The following is a 20,405-nucleotide window of genomic DNA, read 5'->3' on the forward strand; positions in this document are numbered from 1 at the left end:
CTTGCGGGCCCGCTGCACGTAGAGGGTTGCGGTGACCTGACCAGCGCCACCGAGGCCCCGACTCCACGCAGAGTCGGGGCCTCACCCTTGGGCGCAGGGGAGGGGCGTCCAGATCGCTGCACACCACGAGCACGGAAACTAGCGCCGGTAGCGTTCCGTCTCCCCCCGAGGCCCACCCCCTCGCGCGCGAGGTAGATGCTTGGCGATCGGATGGACTCCGGAGGGAGCCCTGTTGCTGCTCCGCTATCGAAATGGTGCCCTGCGAGCGGCGACCCTCATACCCCCACCATCAACGTTGCGTCTTCAAGTCAAGAGCGCGGCTCCCCGGCTCCCTCCGGCGTCGCGAGTTCGCGAAGGGCTTCCGGCACCGTCCCGGGGAAGGTGGCGCGCTCAATCGACCCGCCGTCAAGAAATCTGACGCTCGCGAAAGTTGGAGCATCACCGGAGAACTCGGCATCATCGAACCATGCTTTCGCGCGAAAGACGGTGTCCGAAAAGTTGGCTCCGTCGAAGTGTGCGCCGCGGAAGTAGGCATCGCCGTTGTGCACGGCGTCAGACTGGTGCCCCGCCGTACCGCGAGCAAAGACGCAATGGTCAAACGCCGCGCCGTCGAACTTCGACCGCGAGAACGTCGCACCGTTGGTGAACTGGCTCCTTGAGAAGGTCGCCCCTTGTCTGAACTCGGCAGAATTTGCCTGTAGTCCTCCAGAGAAATGCGCTCCAATTGCGCCTATTCCCTGGTTGAACACCGTCTTGTTCATGAGAACAGTTCCGTTGAACCTTGCATAGAAGGCCATGACCTGGCGCTCGAAGCGGGCTTCGTTCAGAACCAACTGCCCGTTAAATTCAGTCATGACCATCTGGACATCGTGCTGAAACGTCACCCCCTCAAGGTTGACTGTTCCGTCGAATCGGCAGTTAATCCAACCCAGCCGGTCACCCACCACAATGCCGTGCAGGTCAAGGTTGTAGGCGCTCCACGATCTCACCGCTGCAGCGGACCTCTGCGTGCGCTGCGCTATTGCCTCGAGAATCGTCTGTTGCACCGGCCCGTCGCTCGCGCGATTCAGCCTCAAGTAGGCACACATTAGCTGAACGACGGCGGGCCGAAGGCGCGCGGATTCATCTGCCAAGGCGGCAGCGGCGTACACGCCGGCAAGTCGGATCGCCCCGTCGTCGCTGCCCAATTGCTGTGCAGCCGCGTCGAGCCTGAGGCTGTCGCGTCGGAGTTCCTGCTCCCTCTGCTTCCGGTATGCGACAGTGAGGGCAACAATTCCACCGAGACCAGCAACGAAGGTTGCTGCCAGTTTCATGATCTCCAGTGAATCAGGGTTTTCTGAGGGCGCGCTTGGCAGCCAATGCCACACGCCGGTTGCATACCACCGTACGACAGGCACTAGAAGAGCGAGGATCGCTAGCGCCAACCCCGCAACTAGTGTCACCGCAGGGAGGAGGGGCAACTCCCGGCGGGACAGAGCCGGAGCTGTGGCCCTAAGGCGCCGTCCCCAAGCCTCACGAACACGAGACGCTCGCCGCACCTGAGCCATCCTTGGAGTATGGCGGATTCACCCGGCCGCGTGCGTCTCGCCCTGCCGGGCGCCTACGAACCCGTTGCACCTTGCTGGCACGGCGGTCGCCGCCGCCCCTGCCAGGTGATCTGATCGCTCCCCTGGGCGAGTTCATGGTCTCGCAGGGGCGCGGAACGGACGGCTAGCGCCGGACCTGTCGGCGCGTCCCGGCCCGCGCGTACCCCCAGGGAGCAGCTACGAGCCCTTGCCGAGTTCGGCGTTAATGCGAGCCGTGATCGTGTTGACGGCCAACTGCGCTTCGATCGCGTTGCGGTTCCACTCGGGGCGCGCATCGTCAGCAGCCATCGATTGAAGCTTCTCATCGCTCCCGACGCGCTTTTCCCACTGTGCGGGGACCAGATCTGGTCCGAGGAGTCCGATGAGCGTCAGTGCCTCCGCGCCCATGCGCTTCGACTCCTCCGTGTTGGTCGAGCCGCCGCGGTTCAGGTTCTCGAGGAGCCGAGCTAGGACCTCGAGGTCGAACATGAGCTTCGCGTGTGTGAGTGACGCTCGACGGTCGTCCGCTGCGATCTGGCGAGCGTTCTCGCGATCCTTCGCGGAGACCACCAGGGCGATGACGGCGGCTCCGACGGCTGCCACGGCGACCAGCGTCTGTATCCAGAGGTTCAGTTCTTCCGTTGTCATGCTGGACGGTACCGCCGGCCTCTCACAACGCCGCCGCCCCCGCCATCGGCGGGTGCAGGACTGCGGTAGGTAGACGACGTCCTCAAGCCCACCGGCCCACCGACGTCGCCGGTCGCTGTACGCAGTTTGTACGCAAGAAGTACGCAGAACGGCCGCAGACGCTCAGCGCCTTCCACCGCCCGTCAACGGTGTTTCCGCTGGTCAGGGGCGTGAGCGACCTTCAGGTCGCAGGTCAGGCACCCGGTCGAACAGAACCCGGCGTACCGGCCGACTCATCCGCCCTCCCGCCGTCCGAGCCGTGTCGCTCGCGCACGGCCCCGACGTCCGGCAAGGTGAGACCCGTGCGGTGCCGCATCGCCGCCGTGTCCCGGAGGGGGGTGGGCATGCCCGAGACCAGAGCAGCGCCCGTGGGCGGGATCACGGTGGTCGAGCAGGCCGACTGCACCGTGGCGCACCTGTGGGGCGAGATCGACGAGTCGCTGCGGGATCAGGCGAGCACGGCGCTGATGCGGGCGCTCGACCGGGACCTGCCCGTGGTCCTGGACACCAGCGAGGTCCGGTTCATCGACTCGACCGGGGTCGCGTTCCTCATCCAGTTCTGCCGCGTCGGGCGTGACGACGGGCTCTCGGTGCGTCTGCACGAACCACCGCAGGTGGTCACCGACGTCCTGGAGATGCTCGGGATGCGGGACATGTTCGACGACGAGCCGTCCGGTCGGCGCGAACCCGAGGTGCGGTCCGGGCCCGTCGTGCGCTGAGCTCGCCCGGGCTTCGGCGCGCGGCGGCCCTCAGGTCCGATGGCGCTGCACCTGGCGTTTGTGCTCCGCCGCCTGCTCGGGGTCGGCCAGGCGGGGGTCTTCGGGGGCCCGGCCAGCGGTCAGGGCATCGAGGTAGGTGCGGTCGGCCGCGATCCGACGCCGGAGCTCGGCGGCGTCACCGACCGTGCCGTGACCGGGGACCACCTGGCGCACGTCGTACCGCGTCGCGGCAGCCTCGAGCACCTCGAGAGCGGTCCGGTAGTCGCCGACGGGGTCGGCCGACGTCTCGTCCAGCAGCGGGATCTCCAGGTCGGACAGCATGTCGCCGGCGATCAGCACCGCCGCCCCGGGGAGCACGAGGGCGGCGCTCCCGGTGCAGTGCGCCGGGTACGGCACGACGACGGCGCGGAGCCCGTCCCACGGGACGGCTGCCGATCCGTCCGGCAGCGGGGTGAGCCGGCCGGTCAGGGCGTGGTCGTGGCCGGGGGACTGCGCATCGCACTCGTGGCGCAGCGCCTCGTGCTCGGTCGCCGCGCGCCTGGCGCCGATCGGCGTCGCCCAGCGCGGCCCGCGGCCCAGGCCTGCCGTCCACAGGACGTGGTCCCAGTGCGGGTGCGTGCTGAAGCCGACGACCGGCGTCCAGCCGCGCCGGGCGATCTCCGCGGCCAGGTCCGTGACCTCGTCGACGTCGAGTGCGGGGTCCACGACCAGGCAGCGTCCGTCGGGGCCGACGACGACGGTGCTCGTCGTCATCCAGGTGCGCGGGGTGGCCACCCAGACACCATCGGCGACCTCCGCCAGTCGTGGTCGGTGCCGTGGCGTCGTCGGTGGTCGGTCGCCGGCGGGCTCCTGCCGGCCGGCAGCCCGGGTGGTCGCGGCGGTTCCCGTGGCTCCCGTGGCCCCGGGTTCCGCCGGGACGAGCACGGTGCCGTGCTCCAGGTCGACGGTCCAGTGCGGGTCGGCGTCGCCGGGCTGCACCAGGTCGTGCCGCTGGCGCTCGGCTTCCTCGTGCCGGAACCGGGCGGTGGGCTGGAAGATCTCGACGATGTCACCGAAGCCGGGGCCACCAGATCCGACCCGTGGCGCACGTGGTCGCCGGGTGGCCGGGTCCCGGTCGCCGAGGCGCGCGACCAGCCGGTCCACCGCGAGGACGACCAGCACCGCGAGCCCGACGACCGGCAGGTACGCGACCGGCTCCACGCGTCGCGCCGCTCAGTCCAGCTGGGTGGCCCGGGCCGCGAGCGCGGCGGCGCCCACGATGCCGGCTGCGTTGCGCAGGGCTGCGGGCACGATCGGGGTGCGCAGGTCCAGCAGCGGCAGGAAGTGCGCGTGCCGCTTGCTCACGCCGCCGCCGACGACGATGAGGTCCGGCCAGAGGAGGTCCTCGACCACCCGGAAGTAGCGCTGCAGGCGCACGGCCCACTGCTCCCAGGTCAGGTCCTCCCGCTCGCGGGCGCTGTCGGCTGCGCGGCTCTCGGCGTCGTGCCCGTCGATCTCGAGGTGCCCGAGCTCGGTGTTGGGCACCAGGGTGCCGTCCACGACGAGGCACGAGCCGATACCGGTGCCCAGGGTCACCACCAGCACGATGCCCGAGTGGCCGCGGGCCGCTCCGTAGAGGGTCTCGGCGTAGCCGGCGGCGTCGGCGTCGTTGACGGCGAGCACCCGACGGCCGGTCGCGTCAGCGATCACCGCGGTGACGTCGGTGCCGATCCAGGAGTCGTCGACGTTCGCGGCAGACCGTGCGATGCCGTGCTGGATCACGGCGGGGAACGTCACGCCGATCGGCAGGTCCGCCGACAGGTCGAAGGAGTCGACCAGTGCGGCGACGGCCGTGGCGACGGCCCTGGGGGTGGCCGGCTTCGGCGTCGGGATGCGCACCCGGTCGGCGCTGAACTCGCCCGCCACGAGGTCGACGGGCGCGCCCTTGATGCCGCTGCCGCCGATGTCGATGCCGAACGCCGCGGTCGGTCCTGGCTGTGGGCTCACGATGGGGTTCATGGCAGGGTCAGGATCTCCGCTCCGGTCTCGGTCACCACGAGGGTGTGCTCGAACTGCGCACTGCGCCTGCGGTCCCTGGTCACGACGGTCCATCCGTCGTCCCACATGTCCCACTCGTACGTGCCGAGGTTGATCATCGGCTCGATCGTGAAGACCATCCCGGTCTCGATGACCGTCGCGTGGTGCGGGGCCGAGTCGTAGTGCGGCACGACGAGGCCCGAGTGGAACGCCTCGCCGACACCGTGGCCGGTGAAGTCCCGTACGACCCCGTAGCCGAAGCGCTGCGCGTACTTCTCGATCACGTGGCCGATGACGTTGATCTGGCGGCCGGGCGCGACCGCCTTGATGCCACGGATCATCGCCTCGTGGGTGCGTTCGACGAGCAGCCGGGACTCCTCGTCCACGTCCCCGACCAGGAAGGTCGCGTTGGTGTCGCCGTGCACGCCGTCGATGTAGGCCGTGATGTCGACGTTCACGATGTCGCCGTCGGCGAGGACCGTCGAGTCCGGCACGCCGTGGCAGATGACCTCGTTCACCGAGGTGCACAGCGACTTGAGGAACGGGACCTGCTGCGGGTGCGGCTGGTAGCGGAGGGTCGACGGGTAGGCGCCGTGGTCGCACAGGAACTCGTGGCCGATCCGGTCCAGCTCGTCCGTCGTGACGCCGGGCTCGGCGTGCCTGCCGACCTCGACCAGCGCCTGGGCGGCGATCCGGGACGCCACCCGGATCCGCTCGAGCGTCCCGGCGTCCTTGACCTCCGAACCGGTGAAGGGCAGCTCACGGTTCTTCCCGACGTACTCGGGCCGTTCGATGTGACCCGGGACGGTGCGCACAGGGCTGACCGTTCCGGGAACCAGTGTGCCCTCCGGTGCGTGCGCGATCGACATGGCTGGCAGTCTACGGATCAGCGGCACGGGCCGCGCCGCAGGGCCCAGCAGCAGACGCACGGGAGGCAGCCATGGACCGGGACGCAGGGCACGACGCAGGGCACGACGCAGGGCACGACGCAGGGCACGACGCAGGGCACGAGGCAGGCCAGAGCGAGCCCGCCCAGTACTGGTACAACCCGATCACCGGCGAGGTGGAGGAGGGCAGGGTCAGTCCGTGGACCGACCGGATGGGGCCGTACCCGACGCGCGAGGCAGCGCTGCACGCCCTGGAGCGTGCCGCCGGCCGCACCGAGGCGTGGGACGAGGAGGACCGGCGCTGGCGCGAGGAGGAGTGACCGGTGCCCGGTGCCCGGTGACCGGTGCCCGGTGACCGGTGCCCGGTGACCGGCCGGCTCACTCGGGGAAGCTGTGCTCCGCGTCCGGGAACGCGCCGGTCCTGACTTCGTCGTTGTACGCGCGAGCGGCGTCGAGCAGTGCCGTGCGGAGCTGGCCGTACTGCTTGGCGAACCGCGGCGACCAGGCGCTGAGACCGGCCATGTCCGGCCAGACGAGCACCTGCCCGTCGCAGTGCGGTCCCGCGCCGATGCCGATCGTCGGGATCGCCAGGATCTCGGTGATCCGAGCGGCCAGCGGCGCCGGCACCATCTCCAGCACGACAGCGAAGGCGCCGGCTTCCTGGAGCGCGATCGCGTCCTCTGACAGCCGCTCGGCAGCCTCCTGACCGCGGCCCTGGACCCGCTTGCCGCCCAGGACGTTCTCGGACTGCGGCGTGAAGCCCAGGTGGCCCATCACGGGGATGCCGGTGGAGGTCAGCAGCCGCACGTGCTCGGCGACCCGGCGACCCCCCTCGAACTTCACTGCCTGCGCGCCGGCCTCCTTGAGCATCCGGACCGCCGTGGCGTGCGCCACCTGCGGGGACGCCTCGTAGGAGCCGAACGGCAGGTCGGCGACGACGAGCGCGCGTCGGGTCGCTCCGGCCACCGCACGTGTGTGGTGGATCATCTCGTCGACGGTCACCGGGATCGTGCTCCGGTAGCCGTAGAAGTTGTCCCCGAGCGAGTCGCCCACCAGCAGCACGTCCGTACCGACCTCGTCGAAGATCTGGGCGGTCGGGGCGTCGTAGGCGGTGAGCATCGTGATCCGCTCGCCACGTTCCTTCGCCTCGCGCAGGTGGTGCACGCGGACGCGCTTGGGCTGGGCCGGGGTCGGCGTCTGCTCACTCATCGGAGGTTCCCTTCGGTTCACGCCAGCGACTGGTCACCGGGAGCCTGCGGTCCCGGCCGAATGCGAGGGCCGAGACCTTCGGGCCCGGCGGGTACTGACGGCGCTTCCACTCGGCGCGATCGACGAGGGACAGCACCTTGTCGACGACCGTGGGGTCGAAGCCGCGGGCGAGCAGCTCCTCGCGACCCTCGGCGTGCTCGACGTAGGCGTCGAGGACCTCGTCGAGCAGGTGGTACGGCGGCAGGCTGTCGGTGTCGACCTGCCCGGGGCGCAGCTCGGCCGACGGTGGCTTGGTGATCGAGGCCTCCGGGATCGGCGGCAGCTCGCCGGCGTCGATCGCCGTCCGGTTGCGCCAGCGCGCGAGCGCCCACACGCGGGACTTGTCGACGTCCTTGAGCGGGGCGTAGCCGCCGACGGCGTCGCCGTAGATGGTCGAGTAGCCCACCGCCAGCTCCGACTTGTTGCCGGTGGCCAGCACCAGGTGACCCTCGACGTTGGAGATCCCCATCAGGATCACGCCGCGCACCCGTGCCTGCAGGTTCTCGCCCGCGATGCCGGGCAGCTCGAGCTCGGCCTCGAAGGAGTCGACCATCGGCCCGATCCGCTGGATGCGGTAGTCGGCACCGATCCGGGCAGCGAGATCGGCCGCGTCGTCGCGCGAGTGCTCGGAGGAGTGTCGCGACGGCATGGACACGCCCACGACGTTCGCGCCGCCGAACGCATCGGCGGCCATCGCCGCGACGAGGGCCGAGTCGATGCCGCCGGACAGGCCGAGCACGACCGAGCCGAAGCCGTTCTTGGTCGCGTACCCGCGCAGCCCGGTCACCACCGCCAGGTAGACCTCGGCGTCCGGGTCCATCGGCGCGGCCAGGAGGCCCGGCTGCGGCGTGCCGTCGGCCGGCAGGTCCCACATCAGGAGATGCTCGACGAACTGCGGCGAGCCGGCCAGCGGTGTCCCGTCGGCGGCCACGACGAACGAGCCGCCGTCGAAGACCAGGTCGTCCTGACCGCCGACCATGTTGACGTAGGCGACCGGCGCACCCACCTCGCGGGCCCGGCGGGCAGCGAGCTCGGCGCGCGCATGGCCCTTGCCCTCCTCGTACGGCGAGCCGTTGAGCACGAGCAGCAGCTCGATGCCGAGGTCGTCCATCGCGGACAGCGGGCCGCCGTCCTGCCAGATGTCCTCGCACACGACGATGCCGATCCGGCGGCCGTCGACCTCGATCACGCACCGGCTCTCGCCCGGGGCGAAGATCCGGTACTCGTCGAAGACGCCGTAGTTGGGCAGGTGGTGCTTGTCGTAGCGCGCGACCACCTCGCCGCCGTGCACGACGACTGCCTGGTTGGTGGCCCGCCCGTCCGCGTTCCGGCCGAGAGTGCCCAGCACCACGACGAGGTCACCCAGACCACGCTCGACCAGGCCGGCTGCGACGTCGTGCAGTGCGCGTTCGGCCGCGCGCGCGAACGAGTCGCGCAGCGCGAGGTCCTCGATCGGGTACCCGGTGATCGTCATCTCCGGGAAGACGACGAGGTCGGCGCCCTCGGCTGCTGCGGACGCCGACCAGTCCAGGATGCGGTCGGCGTTGCCGGTCACGTCGCCGACGCAGGTGTCGATCTGGGCCAGGGCGAGGCGGAGTGGTCCCATGACGTCAACCCTATCCACGGACCCGCCGGCAGCGACTCCGGCAGGGTGGATGCGGACATGGCATCACCCGGAACCATCCGTGGGGCAGGATGTGGTCCATGGACAGGCAGCAGGAGTTCGTTCTCCGCACGGTCGAGGAGCGGGACATCCGCTTCATCCGTCTCTGGTTCACCGATGTGCTCGGGATCCTCAAGTCGGTCGCCGTGGCACCGGCCGAGCTCGAGTCCGCGTTCAACGAGGGCATCGGCTTCGACGGCAGCGCCATCGAGGGGCTGACCAGGGTCTACGAGGCCGACATGCTGGCCAAACCGGATCCCTCGACCTTCCAGGTGCTGCCGTGGCGCGGTGAGACCCACGGCACCGCGCGGATGTTCTGCGACATCCAGACGCCGGACGGGCAGCCGTCCCTCGCGGACTCCCGCTACGTGCTCAAGCGCGCCCTCGCGCGGGCCAGCGAGAAGGGGTTCACGTTCTACACGCACCCCGAGGTCGAGTTCTACCTGTTCGAGAACCCGGCCGACGCGGACAAGCCGCTCGTCCCGGTCGACTCGGGCGGCTACTTCGACCACGTGCCGCGCGGCACCGGTCACGACTTCCGGCGCGCCGCGATCACCATGCTCGAGTCGATGGGCATCTCGGTGGAGTTCTCCCACCACGAGGCGGGCCCCGGCCAGAACGAGATCGACCTGCGGTACGCCGACGCCCTGACCACGGCGGACAACATCATGACCTTCCGGACGGTGGTCAAGGAGGTCGCGCTCGAGCAGGGCATCTACGCGTCCTTCATGCCCAAGCCGATGGCCGAGCACCCCGGGTCGGGCATGCACACGCACCTGTCGCTCTTCGAGGGTGACCGCAACGCCTTCCACGAGCCGGGTGCCGCTCTCGAGCTGTCGACGACCGCCCGGCGCTTCATCGCCGGTCTGCTGCGCCACGCCGCCGAGATCTCCGCGGTGACCAACCAGTACGTGAACTCCTACAAGCGGCTGTGGGGCGGCGCCGAGGCGCCGAGCTACGTCTGCTGGGGTCACAACAACCGTTCGGCGCTCGTCCGGGTCCCGATGTACAAGCCCGGCAAGGGCAACTCGAGCCGCGTCGAGTACCGCGGTGTCGACTCGGCCACGAACCCCTACCTGGCCTACGCGTTGCTGCTGGCCGCCGGCCTCAAGGGCATCGAGGAGGGCTACGAGCTCCCCGACGGTGCCGAGGACGACGTCTGGGAGCTCACCGACGCCGAGCGTCGCGCCCTGGGGATCGAGCCCTTGCCGTCCTCGCTCGAGCAGGCCGTCGCCATCATGGAGACGTCCGAGCTGGTCGCCGAGACGCTCGGCGAGCACGTCTTCGACTTCGTCCTGCGCAACAAGCGCGAAGAGTGGAACGCCTACCGGGCGCAGGTCACGCCCTTCGAGCTGAAGCGGTTCCTGTCGGTCCTGTGAGCGCCGGCCGGTGAGCGAGTCGGGGACGCCGGAGCCCGGTCGACGGCCGGTCGCGAGCCTGCGCGCGCTGCTGGTGCGGCTCGGGTTCGCCGACGCCGCGCGGGCGGCCGCCCTGCTGGCCGACCGGGACCTGCGTGCCGTCGTCGGACCGGTCGACGCCGGCGCGCCGCTGATCGATGCGCTGGGCGCGGTCGCCTCACCCGACGACGCCCTCGTCGCCCTGACCAGGATCGCCGGGTCGGCCGCGATCACCGGCGAGGCCGGATGGTTGCGCACGACCCTGCTCGACGGCGGTCCGGTCCGTGACCGTCTGCTCGCCGTGCTGGGAGCCTCGACGGCCCTCGCCGACCATCTGGCCCGGCACCCGGACGACCTGGTGGCTCTGGCCGAGCCGACGCCCATCGGCGGCGACGCGGGGATGGTGCGGATGGAGCTGCTGGCCGCGGTGGGTGCCGCCGACGGTGGGCCCGGCGTCGCGCCGGTCGCCACGGTGACCGGTGCGGAGGGCGTCGACGCGATGCGCCGGGCGTACCGGCGCCGGCTGCTGCGGATCGCCGCGGCGGACCTCGTCTCGACCGAGCCGCTGTCCCTGCTCTCGGCAGTCGCCGCAGCCCTCGCCGACCTCGCGTCGGCAGCCCTGGAGGCGGCCCTCGCGCTGGCGCGGGCCGACCAGACGGACCACGGCGCGGGCGTGCGGCTGGCCGTGATCGGCATGGGCAAGTGCGGCGGGAGGGAGCTCAACTACGTCAGCGACGTCGACGTCATCTACGTCGCGGAGGCCGGCGACGGGTACGGCGAGGAGCAGGCGCTGGCTGCCGGGACACGGCTCGCGGCGGGTCTGGCGCGGGCCTGCTCCGGTGCGTCGGGCGAGCCCGCGCTGTGGCCGGTCGACGCGGCCCTGCGCCCCGAGGGCAAGAACGGACCGCTCGTGCGCACGGTGGCGAGCCATGTCGCCTACTACGAGCGCTGGGCCAGCACCTGGGAGTTCCAGGCCCTGCTCAAGGCCCGCGTCGTGGCCGGGGACACCGAGGTGGGGCGCGCCTACACCGACGCGCTGACCCCCATGGTGTGGCGCGCGGCCGAGCGGGAGAACTTCGTCGAGGACTCGCAGGCGATGCGTCGGCGGGTCGAGCAGAACGTCCCCACCCAGGAGGCAGACCGCCAGCTCAAGCTCGGCGTCGGTGGCCTGCGGGACGTCGAGTTCACCGTCCAGCTGCTCCAGCTCGTGCACGGGCGTGCCGACGACTCGATCCGCAGCCCGAACACCCTGACCGCCCTGGCGGCGCTGGCAGCCGGTGGCTACGTCGGACGCGACCACGCAGCCCGGCTCGCGGTCTGCTACCGACTGCTGCGCGTGCTCGAGCACCGGATCCAGCTGCACCGGCTGCGGCGCACTCACCTGATGCCGACGGCCGAGCCGGACCTGCGCCGGCTCGCCCGGTCGATCGGCCTGCGCACCGGTGCGGCCGACGCCGTCGTGGAGCGGTGGCGCTCGACCCGCCGCGATGTCCGCCACCTGCACGAGGAGCTCTTCTACCGCCCCCTGCTGCCCGCCACGGCGAGCCTGTCCCGCGAGGACGTGAGCCTCGCGCCGGAGGCGGCACGTGCGCGGCTGTCGGCAATCGGCTACCGCGACCCGGCCGGTGCGTTGCGGCACATCTCGGCGCTGACCGAGGGGCTGAGCCGGCGGGCCGCGATCCAGCGCCAGCTGCTCCCGGTGCTCCTCGGCTGGTTCGCCGAGGGCAGCGACCCGGACGCCGGCCTGCTCGCGTTCCGTCGGTTGTCCGACGAGCTCGGAGCGACCCACTGGTACCTCAAGCTGCTGCGTGACTCGGGGGTCGCGGCCCAGCGACTGGCGACCCTGCTGTCCACCTCGCGGTACGCCGCCGATGCCCTGGGTCGATCACCCGAGTCGGTCGCATGGCTCGACGACGACGCCGAGCTGGCACCGCGCGACCGCGAGCGGCTGGCCGCCGAGGCCGACGCCGTGCTCACGCGCCAGGACGACACCATCGAGGCGGCGACCCTGCTGCGCGCGCTGCGGCGTCGCGAGATGTCCCGGACCGCGGTGGCGGAGGTCCTCGGCCGTCGGTCGGTCACGTCTGCGGCGCAGTCGTTGACAGCTGCCGCCGACGTCGTGCTCTCCGGCGCCCTGCGGGTCGCCGAGTACGAGGTGCGTCAGACGCCCGACGGCCTGCTGACCCGGACCGCCGTGATCGCCATGGGCCGGCTGGGCGGTCGCGAGCTGGGCTACGGGTCGGACGCCGACGTCCTGTTCGTGCACGACCCGGTGCCCGGCGCAGCGCAGGATGCCGCGCAGGCGCAGGCCACGGCGATCGCCATGCGCCTGCGGGCCCTGCTCGGCGCCGTCGGGGCCGAGCCGCCGCTCGAGGTCGACGCGGACCTGCGGCCGGAGGGCCGCAACGGACCGCTGGTCCGCACGATCGGCGCGTACGCCGAGTACTACCAGCGGTGGTCGTCGCCCTGGGAGAGCCAGGCGCTGCTGCGAGCCCGCCCGGTCGCCGGTGACGAGGAGCTGGGGGAGCGGTTCCTCGCGCTCATCGAGCCGCTGCGCTACCCGCTCGGCGGGGTCGATGCGCACACGGTCCGTGAGGTGCGGCGGCTCAAGGCCCGGATGGAGGCGGAGCGACTGCCACGGGGCGTCGACCCCACCCGGCACCTCAAGCTGGGCCGGGGCGGGCTGAGCGACGTGGAGTGGACGGTCCAGCTGCTCCAGCTCCAGCACGGGTTCGAGGTCGAGGGCCTGCGTACGCCAGGGACCCTCGAGGCTCTGGCCGCCGCGGCGGATGCCGGACTGGTCGATGCGGCGGACGCCGTGACGCTGCGTGAGGCGTGGGAGCTGGCGTCCCGGCTGCGAGATGCCGTCGTGCTCTGGACCGGCAGGGTCGGCGGTGCCATGGGCGACGTGCTGCCGCACGATCGGCGCGAGCTGAGCGGTCTGGGCCGGCTGGTGGGCCTGGGGCCGGCGTCGGGTGCCGAGCTCGAGGAGACCTACCTGCGGACCGGTCGTCGTGCCCGGGCCGTCGTCGAGCGGGTCTTCTACGCCTGATCACCGACCCGGGTCGGCCAGTTCGAGCACCCGTTCGCCGATCGACGCTCCGGCGCACCCGGCTCCGGCGTTGGCCGGCGCGGATGGGTCAGGGGCGCAGGCCTCGGCGAGCGCCCTCGATCTTCGGGCAGGCGTCGGCCACCACGAGCAGGCCGGCGGCCTGGGCACGGTCCTCGGCTGCCGGGTCGCGGACCCCGAGCTGGAGCCAGACGGCTCGGGCGCCGATCGCGATCGCGTCGTCGATCACGGCGCCGGCGCGCGAGGAGTTGACGAAGACGTCGACGACATCCACCGGCTCGGGGACATCTGCCAGGCTCGGGTACCCGGGCGCTCCGTGCACGGACTCGGCGTGGGGGTGCACCGGCACGATCTCGTGGCCGAGAGTCTTGAGGTAGGCCGCGACGCCGTGGGCAGCCCGGGCCGTGTTCGTCGAGAGCCCGACCACCGCCCAGCGCGCGGGTTCGGTGAGCAGCCGATCGATCGTGGCCGGGTCGTTGGCGGAGGCTACGGCGTGGTCGGCGGCGGCGGCCGCAGCCTCGGGGGAGGCGTCGTCGTCGCGGGGGTCGTCGGGTGTCGTCACGGACCCAGCGAAGCACAGGCGGGCGGGACCGGCACGGCATTGCGAGCGGCCCGACCGGTCGCGTCCGCTCCTGAGGCGGGGTCAGGGGCCGGCGCCTGATGCGAGCAGGTCGCCGTCCGCTGCGAGCCGGGCGACGACCTCGCCCGGGCTCAGCTGGGTGATCCCCTCGGTGACCTCGTCCCACCGGCGGGGTGCCGCGACGGACGGCTGCTCCCGGCTGCGCAGCGAGTACGGCGTGATCGTGGTCTTGGCTGGGTGGTTCTGCGACCAGTCGAGCAGCACCTTGCCGGGCCGCAGCACCCGCTTCTGGGTCGAGAGCACCAGGTCGGGGTGCGCTGCCGCGAGGCTGCCCGCGACGCCCCTGACGTAGTCGCGCACCTCGAGCGCGGTACGCCGGCCGTCGAGCGGGCTGTAGAGCTGCATCCCCTTGCTGCCGCTGGTGACCGGGACCGTGGTGGTCAGGCCGTCCTCGGTGAGCCGGGCCGCGACCAGTCGGGCGACCCGGACGCACGCGTCGAGCCCGGCCGGGGGACCGGGGTCCAGGTCGACCACCAGTCGGTCCGGCCGGCGCAGCCCGCCCCGTGGGCCCACCCGCCACTGCGGGGTGTGCAGCTCCACGGCGCCCTGGTTCGCCGCCCAGACCAGCCCGGCCAGGTCGTCCAGGAAGGGGTAGTCGACAGTCGTGCCCTCGTCATCGGTTCCGGGGCTGGCATGCAGCGTCTGGTGACGCAACCAGTCGGGGGCGCCGCGCGGGGTGTTCTTCTCGAAGAACTGCTCCCCGTCGACGCCTTCGGGGAAGCGGATCCGGGTCACCGGCCGGTCCCGCAGCTGGCCGAGCAGCGCCGGCGCGACCTGCGTGTAGTAGTGGATCATCTCGGCCTTGGTGAAGCCGGTCGACGGGTACAGCACCCGCTCGAGGTTCGTCAGGCGCACCCGCCGGCCGTCGATCTCGACCCACTGCGCGGTCCGGTCCGGGCTCACGGCTCCTCCCACGGGTCGATCATGACGACCTCGCCATCCAGCACCGCCGACTGCACCGCCGACTGCATCTCGGCGATCTCGGCGATCCCGGCGAGCACCCGCACACCCTCCCGCGTGACCTCGTCGACCGACTCCGGGCCACGCGGAAGACCGGCCCCGGAGGGCGCAGGGGTGGCGAGCATGGGCTGCACGGGTCCATCCTGCCCAGGAAGGTGCCGACCGGCACCTGGACCGCTGTGCGCCGCGCTCACCGCGCGTGGCCCGGGCGAGGAGGACGAGATGCGCGCTATCTGGACGGGCGCAGTGGCGTTCGGGCTGGTCAACGTGCCGGTGAAGCTGTACGCGGCGACCGGGGAGCACAGCGTGCCGCTGCACCAGGTGCACCGCGACGACGGCGGTCGGATCCGCTACCGCAAGGTGTGCAGTGTGTGCGGCGAGGACGTGCCGACCGATGACCTTGCCAAGGGCTACGAGACCGACGACGGGCACATGGTCGTGCTGACCGACGAGGACCTCGCCGAGCTGCCGCTCGCCACCGAGCGGGAGATCGCCGTGCTGGAGTTCGTCCCGTCGGACCAGGTCGACCCGATCATGCTGGCCAAGACCTACTACCTCGAGCCGGAGAAGACGGCGGCGAAGCCGTACGCCCTGCTGCGGGAGGCGCTCAGCGCCACCGACCGGATGGCAGTGGTCAAGGTCGCGCTTCGCCAGCGCGAGTCGATGGCGGTGCTCCGGGTGCGCGGCGACGTGATCTGCCTGCAGACGCTGCTCTGGCCGGACGAGGTGCGCGAGGCCGACTTCCCGATCCTCGCGGCCGAGGTCGCCGTCCGGCCGCAGGAGCTGCAGATGGCCTCCTCGCTCGTCGAGTCGCTCGCCGCCGACTTCGACCCGTCGGCGTTCGAGGACTCGTACCAGGCGGCGCTCGAGTCGATGATCGAGGCGAAGGTGACCACGGGTCGGACCGTGGCCGTGCCGGTCGCCGGCGAGCAGGACGAGGGTGGCGGCGAGGTCGTCGACCTGCTCTCGGCCCTGCAGCGCAGCGTCGAGAAGGCCCGGGACGCGCGCGCCGGCGGCAGGGCTGACCGCGCCGGCGGCGGGGCTGCCACCGCGAAGCCACCGCTCAGGAAGGTGCCGGCGACGAAGGCGTCGGCCAGGACGGCGTCCGCCACCGAGGCGCCGGCCGCGAAGGCAACGGCCCGCAAGGCTCCGACGCCGAAGGCCGCGGCCGACCCGACGCCTGCCGAGGAGGCGCCGGCGACCAGCACGCCTGCCAAGAAGACCGCGACGCGCCGTCGGGCGTCCTGACCCGTGGCGCGGCAGGACGGTGCCGGCACGGCGCGCGACGGCGTCGTCGCGACGCTGCACCGGATCGCCTTCCTGCTCGAGCGCGCGCAGGCGTCCTCGTACCGGTCCGCGGCGTACCGCGCGGCCGGTGACGCCCTGCGGGACCTGGACGAGGACACCTGGGTCGCCCATGTGCGGTCCGGTGGCTGGCAGGACCTGCGCGGGATCGGTGACCGGACGGCGGAGGTGGTCACGACAGTCCTGAGCGGGCAGGTCCCGGTGGTCCTCGCCGAGCTCGAGGACGAGCTCGCGGCGAGCCTGGTGGCCGTGACCCCGGACGGTCAGGCCCTGCGCGTCACCCTCCGGGGCGACCTGCACGCGCACACGGACGCGAGCGACGGTGCCGTGCCTGCCGCGGACATGGCACTGGCGGCGGTCCGGATCGGGCACGAGTACCAGGCGATCACCGACCACTCGCCACGGCTCACGGTCGCCAACGGGCTCTCGGCAACCCGCCTGCGCGCCCAGCTGGCGGACGTCTCGGCGATGAACACGGTGCTCGGTCCGTTCCGCCTGCTGACCGGGATCGAGGTCGACATCCTCGACGACGGGGTGCTCGACCAGGAGCCGGAGCTGCTGGGAACGCTCGACGTCGTCGTCGCATCGGTGCACTCCAAGCTGCGCATGGACCGGGCGGCCATGACCCGCAGGATGCTGGCGGCCGTCCGGGGCCCGCACATCGACGTCCTCGGCCACTGCACGGGCCGGCGCGTGCTGGGCCGCGAGCGTCCGCCGAGCGAGTTCGATGCCCGGGCCGTCTTCGCCGCGTGCGCCGAGCGCGCGGTCGCCGTCGAGGTCAACTGCCGGCCGGACCGCCAGGACCCGCCCGACGACCTCATCGCCCTGGCGGCGCAGGTCGGGTGCCTGTTCAGCATCGACTCGGATGCGCACGCACCGGGCCAGCTCGACTGGCTCGTGGACGGCTGCGAGCGGCTCGTGACGCACGGTGTCGGGCACGATCGGGTCGTGAACACCTGGCCCGTCGAGCGACTGCTCGGGTGGACCGCCCGCCGGTGAGGCACCCGGGCCCCTGACCGGCGTCCGCGCCGGTACGGTCCGTGTATGGCGTCGCGGCCGTGCCGGCTCGGGGGCGGACCGTGCCGCGCCCTGTGCGCGGCCGGCGGCACGACCGTGGTGCGGCTCGCATGAGGCCGGGCGACCGCGGTACGGGCCGGTACGGCTCTGCCGTGCACGGGTCGACGGGTGTGCGGCCCAGCGCCGGCATGGTCGACGTCGAGCTCGACGACCAGGTGCCGACGGAGGTCCCGGAGGACGGCCCGCCCACCGAGCCGTCGAGCGCCGACGGCGACGGCGGGGACCGGACGGGCCTCGACGGGCACGACCGTGGGCCGGCGCGTGCTCGGCGCACCGTCCGGTGGCTCGGCGTCATCGCGATCGTGCTCGCCGTCGTGGTGACCACCAACGTCGTCGAGGCCCGCCGGGTGGACCGGAAGGTCGCTGCGATCGCCGCGATGCCCGGGCTCGTCGGTTCGCTCGACGAGCCGCTGGAGCAGGTCTGGGAGCTCGACCGGAACCGTGTCACAGGGGTCGCCGGGGACCTCCTGATCCTCCAGGAGGCCGGGACGTATCGCGCGACGGACGTGGTGACCGGGGAGCAGCGCTGGCAGGTCTCGCGCGCTGCCGCCGCGCGTGCCGACCGGTGCGGCGGGCTCGTCGGGACGGACACGCCGATGGTCCTGTGCTGGCGCGGCGAGGTCGGCGCCGCCGACGGGGACACGGGGGCCGGCGGTGCCTCACCGGCCGCGATGATCGGTCTGAGCCTGCAGGACGGGAGCGTCGTGCTCGAGCGGGAGACGGAGCTGCCCTCGGCCGGCTACGGGATCGTCGACGGGGACCTGGTGACCGGCGATCGGACCGGTCGGGTCCTGGCGGTCCAGCGGATCGATCCGAGCACCGGCGACGTCCGCTGGGCGACCGAGGTCGAGCTGGTGGGGCGGCAGGTCAGCGGCGGCTACATCGCGACGGTCAGGGCCTCCGACGGGTTCGTCCTGGTCGCTGGTCCGACGTCCGCCGTGCTCTCCGGTGACGACGGAGCGGTGCTCGGCATCTGGCACCACACCGATCCCGCGTCGCTGGCCGACGAAGGGAATGCTGTCACGGTGGGGACCACCACACGCGGGTTCGCCGTCTGGGAACAGATGGTCGACGGTCAGCGGTCCGGGGTCGGCACCTGGTACCCGACGCACGGCGAGCCGGTGCCGATCGACGGGTTCCTCGCCGAGCCGGCGATGTCCGACGGGTCCGCCCCGGGCGTCCTGCTGCTCCAGGATGCGACGTCGTCGGTGCTCGAGGCGATCGACGCCACGACCGGTGAGCAGCTGTGGTCGGTGGAGCTGCCGGGCGGCACGGTCCTGATGCGCCGCGACGGTGCACTCGTGCTGTGCGACGCCGAGCAGGTCCTCGCCCTGGACCTGAGGAAGGGCACGGAGCTGTGGTCCCGACCGGTCCCGGGGCTGCGGGCCGACGGCCGATTCGTCAGCGACGGGTGGACGCTCGTGGTGATGGCGGTCCAGGAGGGCAGTTGGCAGATGCAGGCGGTGTGGCTCGACGACGGCGAGCGCCGGTGGCACGCCATCGCACCGAGCCCCCTTCAGCTCTTCGTCCTGCCGAGCGCTGCCGCACCGACAGCCCTGTACGCGGTCGACGGGAGCGTCGTGGTGGATGTCGGCCAGTCCCTCATCGGGATGGCATGAGGCGGGTCGCTGTCGGCCACTCGCCGGCGAGGTGCGCGGTGACGGGCCCACCTCGAGCGATGCGTGGGTGCGTGACCCGGAGCTAAGGTCGGTCATGGGGTTGCCCAGGTGGCGCCACGCGATGGATGAGGTCGAGCTCGTCGAGGACGAGCCGGTCGAGGACCTGTCGCGAAACGGCCGGGCGCGACGGATCTCGGGGCGGACGGCTGGTGCCGGGGTGCTCGCGCTCGTGGCCGGCGGGCTCGTCACGGTGGTGGTGACGGCCGAGCCGCGCCCGGACGACACCGTCGGGGTCATCGCCGGTGCAGCGCCGTCGTTGACCTCACCGCTCACCGAGACCTGGCGGGTCGAGACCCCCGAGGGCTGGTCCCTGGCCGGTGACCTCCTGATGACGGCCGAGCGGCAGGGCGCCGGCGTGCAGGTCGTCGCGCACGACCTGACGACCGGCGCCGAGCTGTGGCAGGTCGTCGTCGAGCCCGCCCCTGGCAGCGTGGCCTGCACGGCCCAGGCCGAGGGCCCGGACGGCGCCGTGGTGGTGTGTCAGGCGCTCGGCGGCCTCGCTCCGTCCGGCCGCCCCGGTCAGGACGTGGCCCAGGACCCCGGGCGGATCCTGCTCGTCTCCGCGCAGGACGGCGGCCCGGCCGGCGAGATCCGGCTCCCGCCGAACCACGCCGGCTACGACGTCGTCGACGGTGACCTCGTGCTGATGGCTGCCGGGTGGTCCGCCCTGGACGTCGAGCGTCGGGACCTGGTCACCGGACGGACCGTCTGGACCGCCGATCTCGCGCTCGAGCCCGTCCTCGACGGGGATCGCGAGGTGGCTGTCGAGCTGCCGGCTCCCAGGGTGCGGGCCCAGGCCGGTGACGTGCTCGTCACCGGCCCGGTCGCCGCGCTGCTCGACGGGGACGACGGTGCGGCGATCGGCGTGTGGCGTCCGGAGGTCTCGCTCTCGGGCGACGTCGGCTTCCCGCGGGTGACCACGACGCCTGGCGGGCTGGGCGTCCAGATCGGCGCCGACACCCGCCCCGCACCCACCTCCTGGTACACCGCGGCCGGGGACCTGGTGGGCACCTTCGACGGGACGGCAGCCGAGCCGCTGGTCACCGACGGGTCGGAGTCGGACGTCGTGCTCTCGTCGACGCCGTGGTGGGGCTCGCTCCGCGCGGTCGACGTCGCGCTCGGCGAGGTGCTGTGGTCCGTCCGCACGGACCAGGGCCGAGCGGTGCTCCGCGTCCGCGGGACTGTCGTGCTCGCGCACGAGGGTCGGCTGCAGGCCGTCGACGTCCGGACCGGTGAGCGGCACTGGGTGGTCTCGGCAGACGGCGTCGAGGAGGTCCATGCCGTGTCCGACGGCGCGTTCGTGCTGGGCACCGGTCCGTCACCGGGCGGGGCGCCGAGCGTCTCGGCGATCTCCGTCGCCGACGGCAGCCTGCTGTGGCGTACCGCCATGCCGGTGGGCGGGCAGGACCTCGAGGTGCTCGACGGGCGGGTCGTCGCGGTCGGTCCCGGGGTGCTCATCGGGCTCGGCTGAGCCCGTGCGGGGCCTGTCCCC

Annotated in this window: 18 protein-coding genes; 8 read left to right on the top strand and 10 right to left on the bottom strand. The window is 72.3% G+C overall.

Annotated features, from left to right (window positions below):
• Positions 1 to 308: 308 nt before the first annotated feature.
• Together K415_RS0115605 and K415_RS0115610 are read right to left on the bottom strand one after the other, a co-directional pair.
• The gene (locus tag K415_RS0115605) at positions 309 to 1,367 is read right to left on the bottom strand and encodes a pentapeptide repeat-containing protein (RefSeq protein ID WP_197024747.1); all 1,059 of its coding nucleotides are present in this window, start codon (positions 1,365 to 1,367) and stop codon (positions 309 to 311) included.
• A 396-nt stretch (positions 1,368 to 1,763) separates the two neighbouring features.
• Complete coding sequence (locus tag K415_RS0115610) at positions 1,764 to 2,213, bottom strand: hypothetical protein (RefSeq protein ID WP_155859490.1); 450 nt, start codon at positions 2,211 to 2,213, stop codon at positions 1,764 to 1,766.
• A gap of 383 nt (positions 2,214 to 2,596) precedes the next feature.
• Here K415_RS0115610 and K415_RS0115615 point away from each other — a divergent pair, with 383 nt between their 5' ends.
• Entirely contained in the window at positions 2,597 to 2,971 is a 375-nt protein-coding gene (locus K415_RS0115615; protein ID WP_024287978.1) for an STAS domain-containing protein, read from the top strand.
• 30 nt (positions 2,972 to 3,001) lie between these two features.
• Here the strand turns inward: K415_RS0115615 and K415_RS0115620 are convergent, their stop codons facing one another.
• From K415_RS0115620 to map, 3 genes are read right to left on the bottom strand one after another with little or no spacing between them, the layout of a single operon-like run.
• A complete protein-coding gene (locus K415_RS0115620; protein WP_051480609.1) occupies positions 3,002 to 4,171 on the bottom strand; it encodes an MBL fold metallo-hydrolase in 1,170 nt (389 codons plus the stop codon).
• Positions 4,172 to 4,183: 12 nt separating this feature from the next.
• Complete coding sequence (gene ppgK / locus K415_RS0115625; protein ID WP_024287980.1) at positions 4,184 to 4,969, bottom strand: polyphosphate--glucose phosphotransferase; 786 nt, start codon at positions 4,967 to 4,969, stop codon at positions 4,184 to 4,186.
• Positions 4,966 to 5,856: a type I methionyl aminopeptidase gene (map, locus tag K415_RS0115630; RefSeq protein WP_029663922.1), complete on the bottom strand. Its 891-nt coding sequence runs from the start codon at positions 5,854 to 5,856 to the stop codon at positions 4,966 to 4,968. Before map ends, ppgK begins: the two co-directional genes overlap by 4 nt.
• Before the next feature lie 71 nt (positions 5,857 to 5,927).
• Between map and K415_RS25175 the strand changes: the two genes are divergently transcribed.
• A complete protein-coding gene (locus K415_RS25175) occupies positions 5,928 to 6,194 on the top strand; it encodes a hypothetical protein (protein WP_034661329.1) in 267 nt (88 codons plus the stop codon).
• Between the two features lie 58 nt (positions 6,195 to 6,252).
• Here the strand turns inward: K415_RS25175 and panB are convergent, their stop codons facing one another.
• Complete coding sequence (gene panB, locus K415_RS0115640; RefSeq protein WP_024287983.1) at positions 6,253 to 7,083, bottom strand: 3-methyl-2-oxobutanoate hydroxymethyltransferase; 831 nt, start codon at positions 7,081 to 7,083, stop codon at positions 6,253 to 6,255.
• Positions 7,076 to 8,728, bottom strand: a complete 1,653-nt coding sequence (locus K415_RS0115645; protein ID WP_024287984.1) for an NAD+ synthase — start codon at positions 8,726 to 8,728, stop codon at positions 7,076 to 7,078. The genes panB and K415_RS0115645 overlap by 8 nt, the downstream gene beginning before the upstream one ends.
• Before the next feature lie 98 nt (positions 8,729 to 8,826).
• On the opposite strand from K415_RS0115645, the gene glnA reads away from it, so the two are divergent.
• Complete coding sequence (gene glnA / locus K415_RS0115650) at positions 8,827 to 10,164, top strand: type I glutamate--ammonia ligase (protein ID WP_024287985.1); 1,338 nt, start codon at positions 8,827 to 8,829, stop codon at positions 10,162 to 10,164.
• Between the two features lie 10 nt (positions 10,165 to 10,174).
• Positions 10,175 to 13,234 (top strand): bifunctional [glutamine synthetase] adenylyltransferase/[glutamine synthetase]-adenylyl-L-tyrosine phosphorylase, encoded by a 3,060-nt coding sequence (locus K415_RS0115655; RefSeq protein WP_024287986.1) that lies wholly within the window; start codon positions 10,175 to 10,177, stop codon positions 13,232 to 13,234.
• 88 nt (positions 13,235 to 13,322) lie between these two features.
• Here K415_RS0115655 and K415_RS0115660 read toward each other — a convergent pair whose 3' ends face one another.
• From K415_RS0115660 to K415_RS0115670, 3 genes are all read right to left on the bottom strand, one after another.
• The gene (locus K415_RS0115660) at positions 13,323 to 13,715 is read right to left on the bottom strand and encodes a CoA-binding protein (RefSeq protein WP_029663924.1); all 393 of its coding nucleotides are present in this window, start codon (positions 13,713 to 13,715) and stop codon (positions 13,323 to 13,325) included.
• Between the two features lie 180 nt (positions 13,716 to 13,895).
• Positions 13,896 to 14,795 (bottom strand): non-homologous end-joining DNA ligase, encoded by a 900-nt coding sequence (ligD, locus tag K415_RS0115665; RefSeq protein WP_024287988.1) that lies wholly within the window; start codon positions 14,793 to 14,795, stop codon positions 13,896 to 13,898.
• Positions 14,792 to 14,986, bottom strand: a complete 195-nt coding sequence (locus K415_RS0115670; protein ID WP_155859491.1) for a hypothetical protein — start codon at positions 14,984 to 14,986, stop codon at positions 14,792 to 14,794. The genes ligD and K415_RS0115670 overlap by 4 nt, the downstream gene beginning before the upstream one ends.
• An 88-nt stretch (positions 14,987 to 15,074) precedes the next feature.
• Here K415_RS0115670 and K415_RS0115675 point away from each other — a divergent pair, with 88 nt between their 5' ends.
• The 4 genes from K415_RS0115675 to K415_RS24075 all read left to right on the top strand — a co-directional run bounded on the left by K415_RS0115675 (position 15,075) and on the right by K415_RS24075 (position 20,384).
• Complete coding sequence (locus K415_RS0115675) at positions 15,075 to 16,100, top strand: Ku protein (RefSeq protein WP_024287990.1); 1,026 nt, start codon at positions 15,075 to 15,077, stop codon at positions 16,098 to 16,100.
• Positions 16,101 to 16,103: 3 nt separating this feature from the next.
• Positions 16,104 to 17,156 (top strand): PHP domain-containing protein, encoded by a 1,053-nt coding sequence (locus tag K415_RS0115680; protein ID WP_024287991.1) that lies wholly within the window; start codon positions 16,104 to 16,106, stop codon positions 17,154 to 17,156.
• 128 nt (positions 17,157 to 17,284) lie between these two features.
• Positions 17,285 to 18,853, top strand: coding sequence for a PQQ-binding-like beta-propeller repeat protein (locus K415_RS0115685; RefSeq protein WP_024287992.1), 1,569 nt, complete (start codon positions 17,285 to 17,287; stop codon positions 18,851 to 18,853).
• Between the two features lie 94 nt (positions 18,854 to 18,947).
• Positions 18,948 to 20,384 (top strand): PQQ-binding-like beta-propeller repeat protein, encoded by a 1,437-nt coding sequence (locus K415_RS24075; protein ID WP_155859492.1) that lies wholly within the window; start codon positions 18,948 to 18,950, stop codon positions 20,382 to 20,384.
• Positions 20,385 to 20,405: the final 21 nt, after the last annotated feature.

This window comes from Cellulomonas sp. KRMCY2, assembly GCF_000526515.1.
Lineage (GTDB): Bacteria > Actinomycetota > Actinomycetes > Actinomycetales > Cellulomonadaceae > Actinotalea.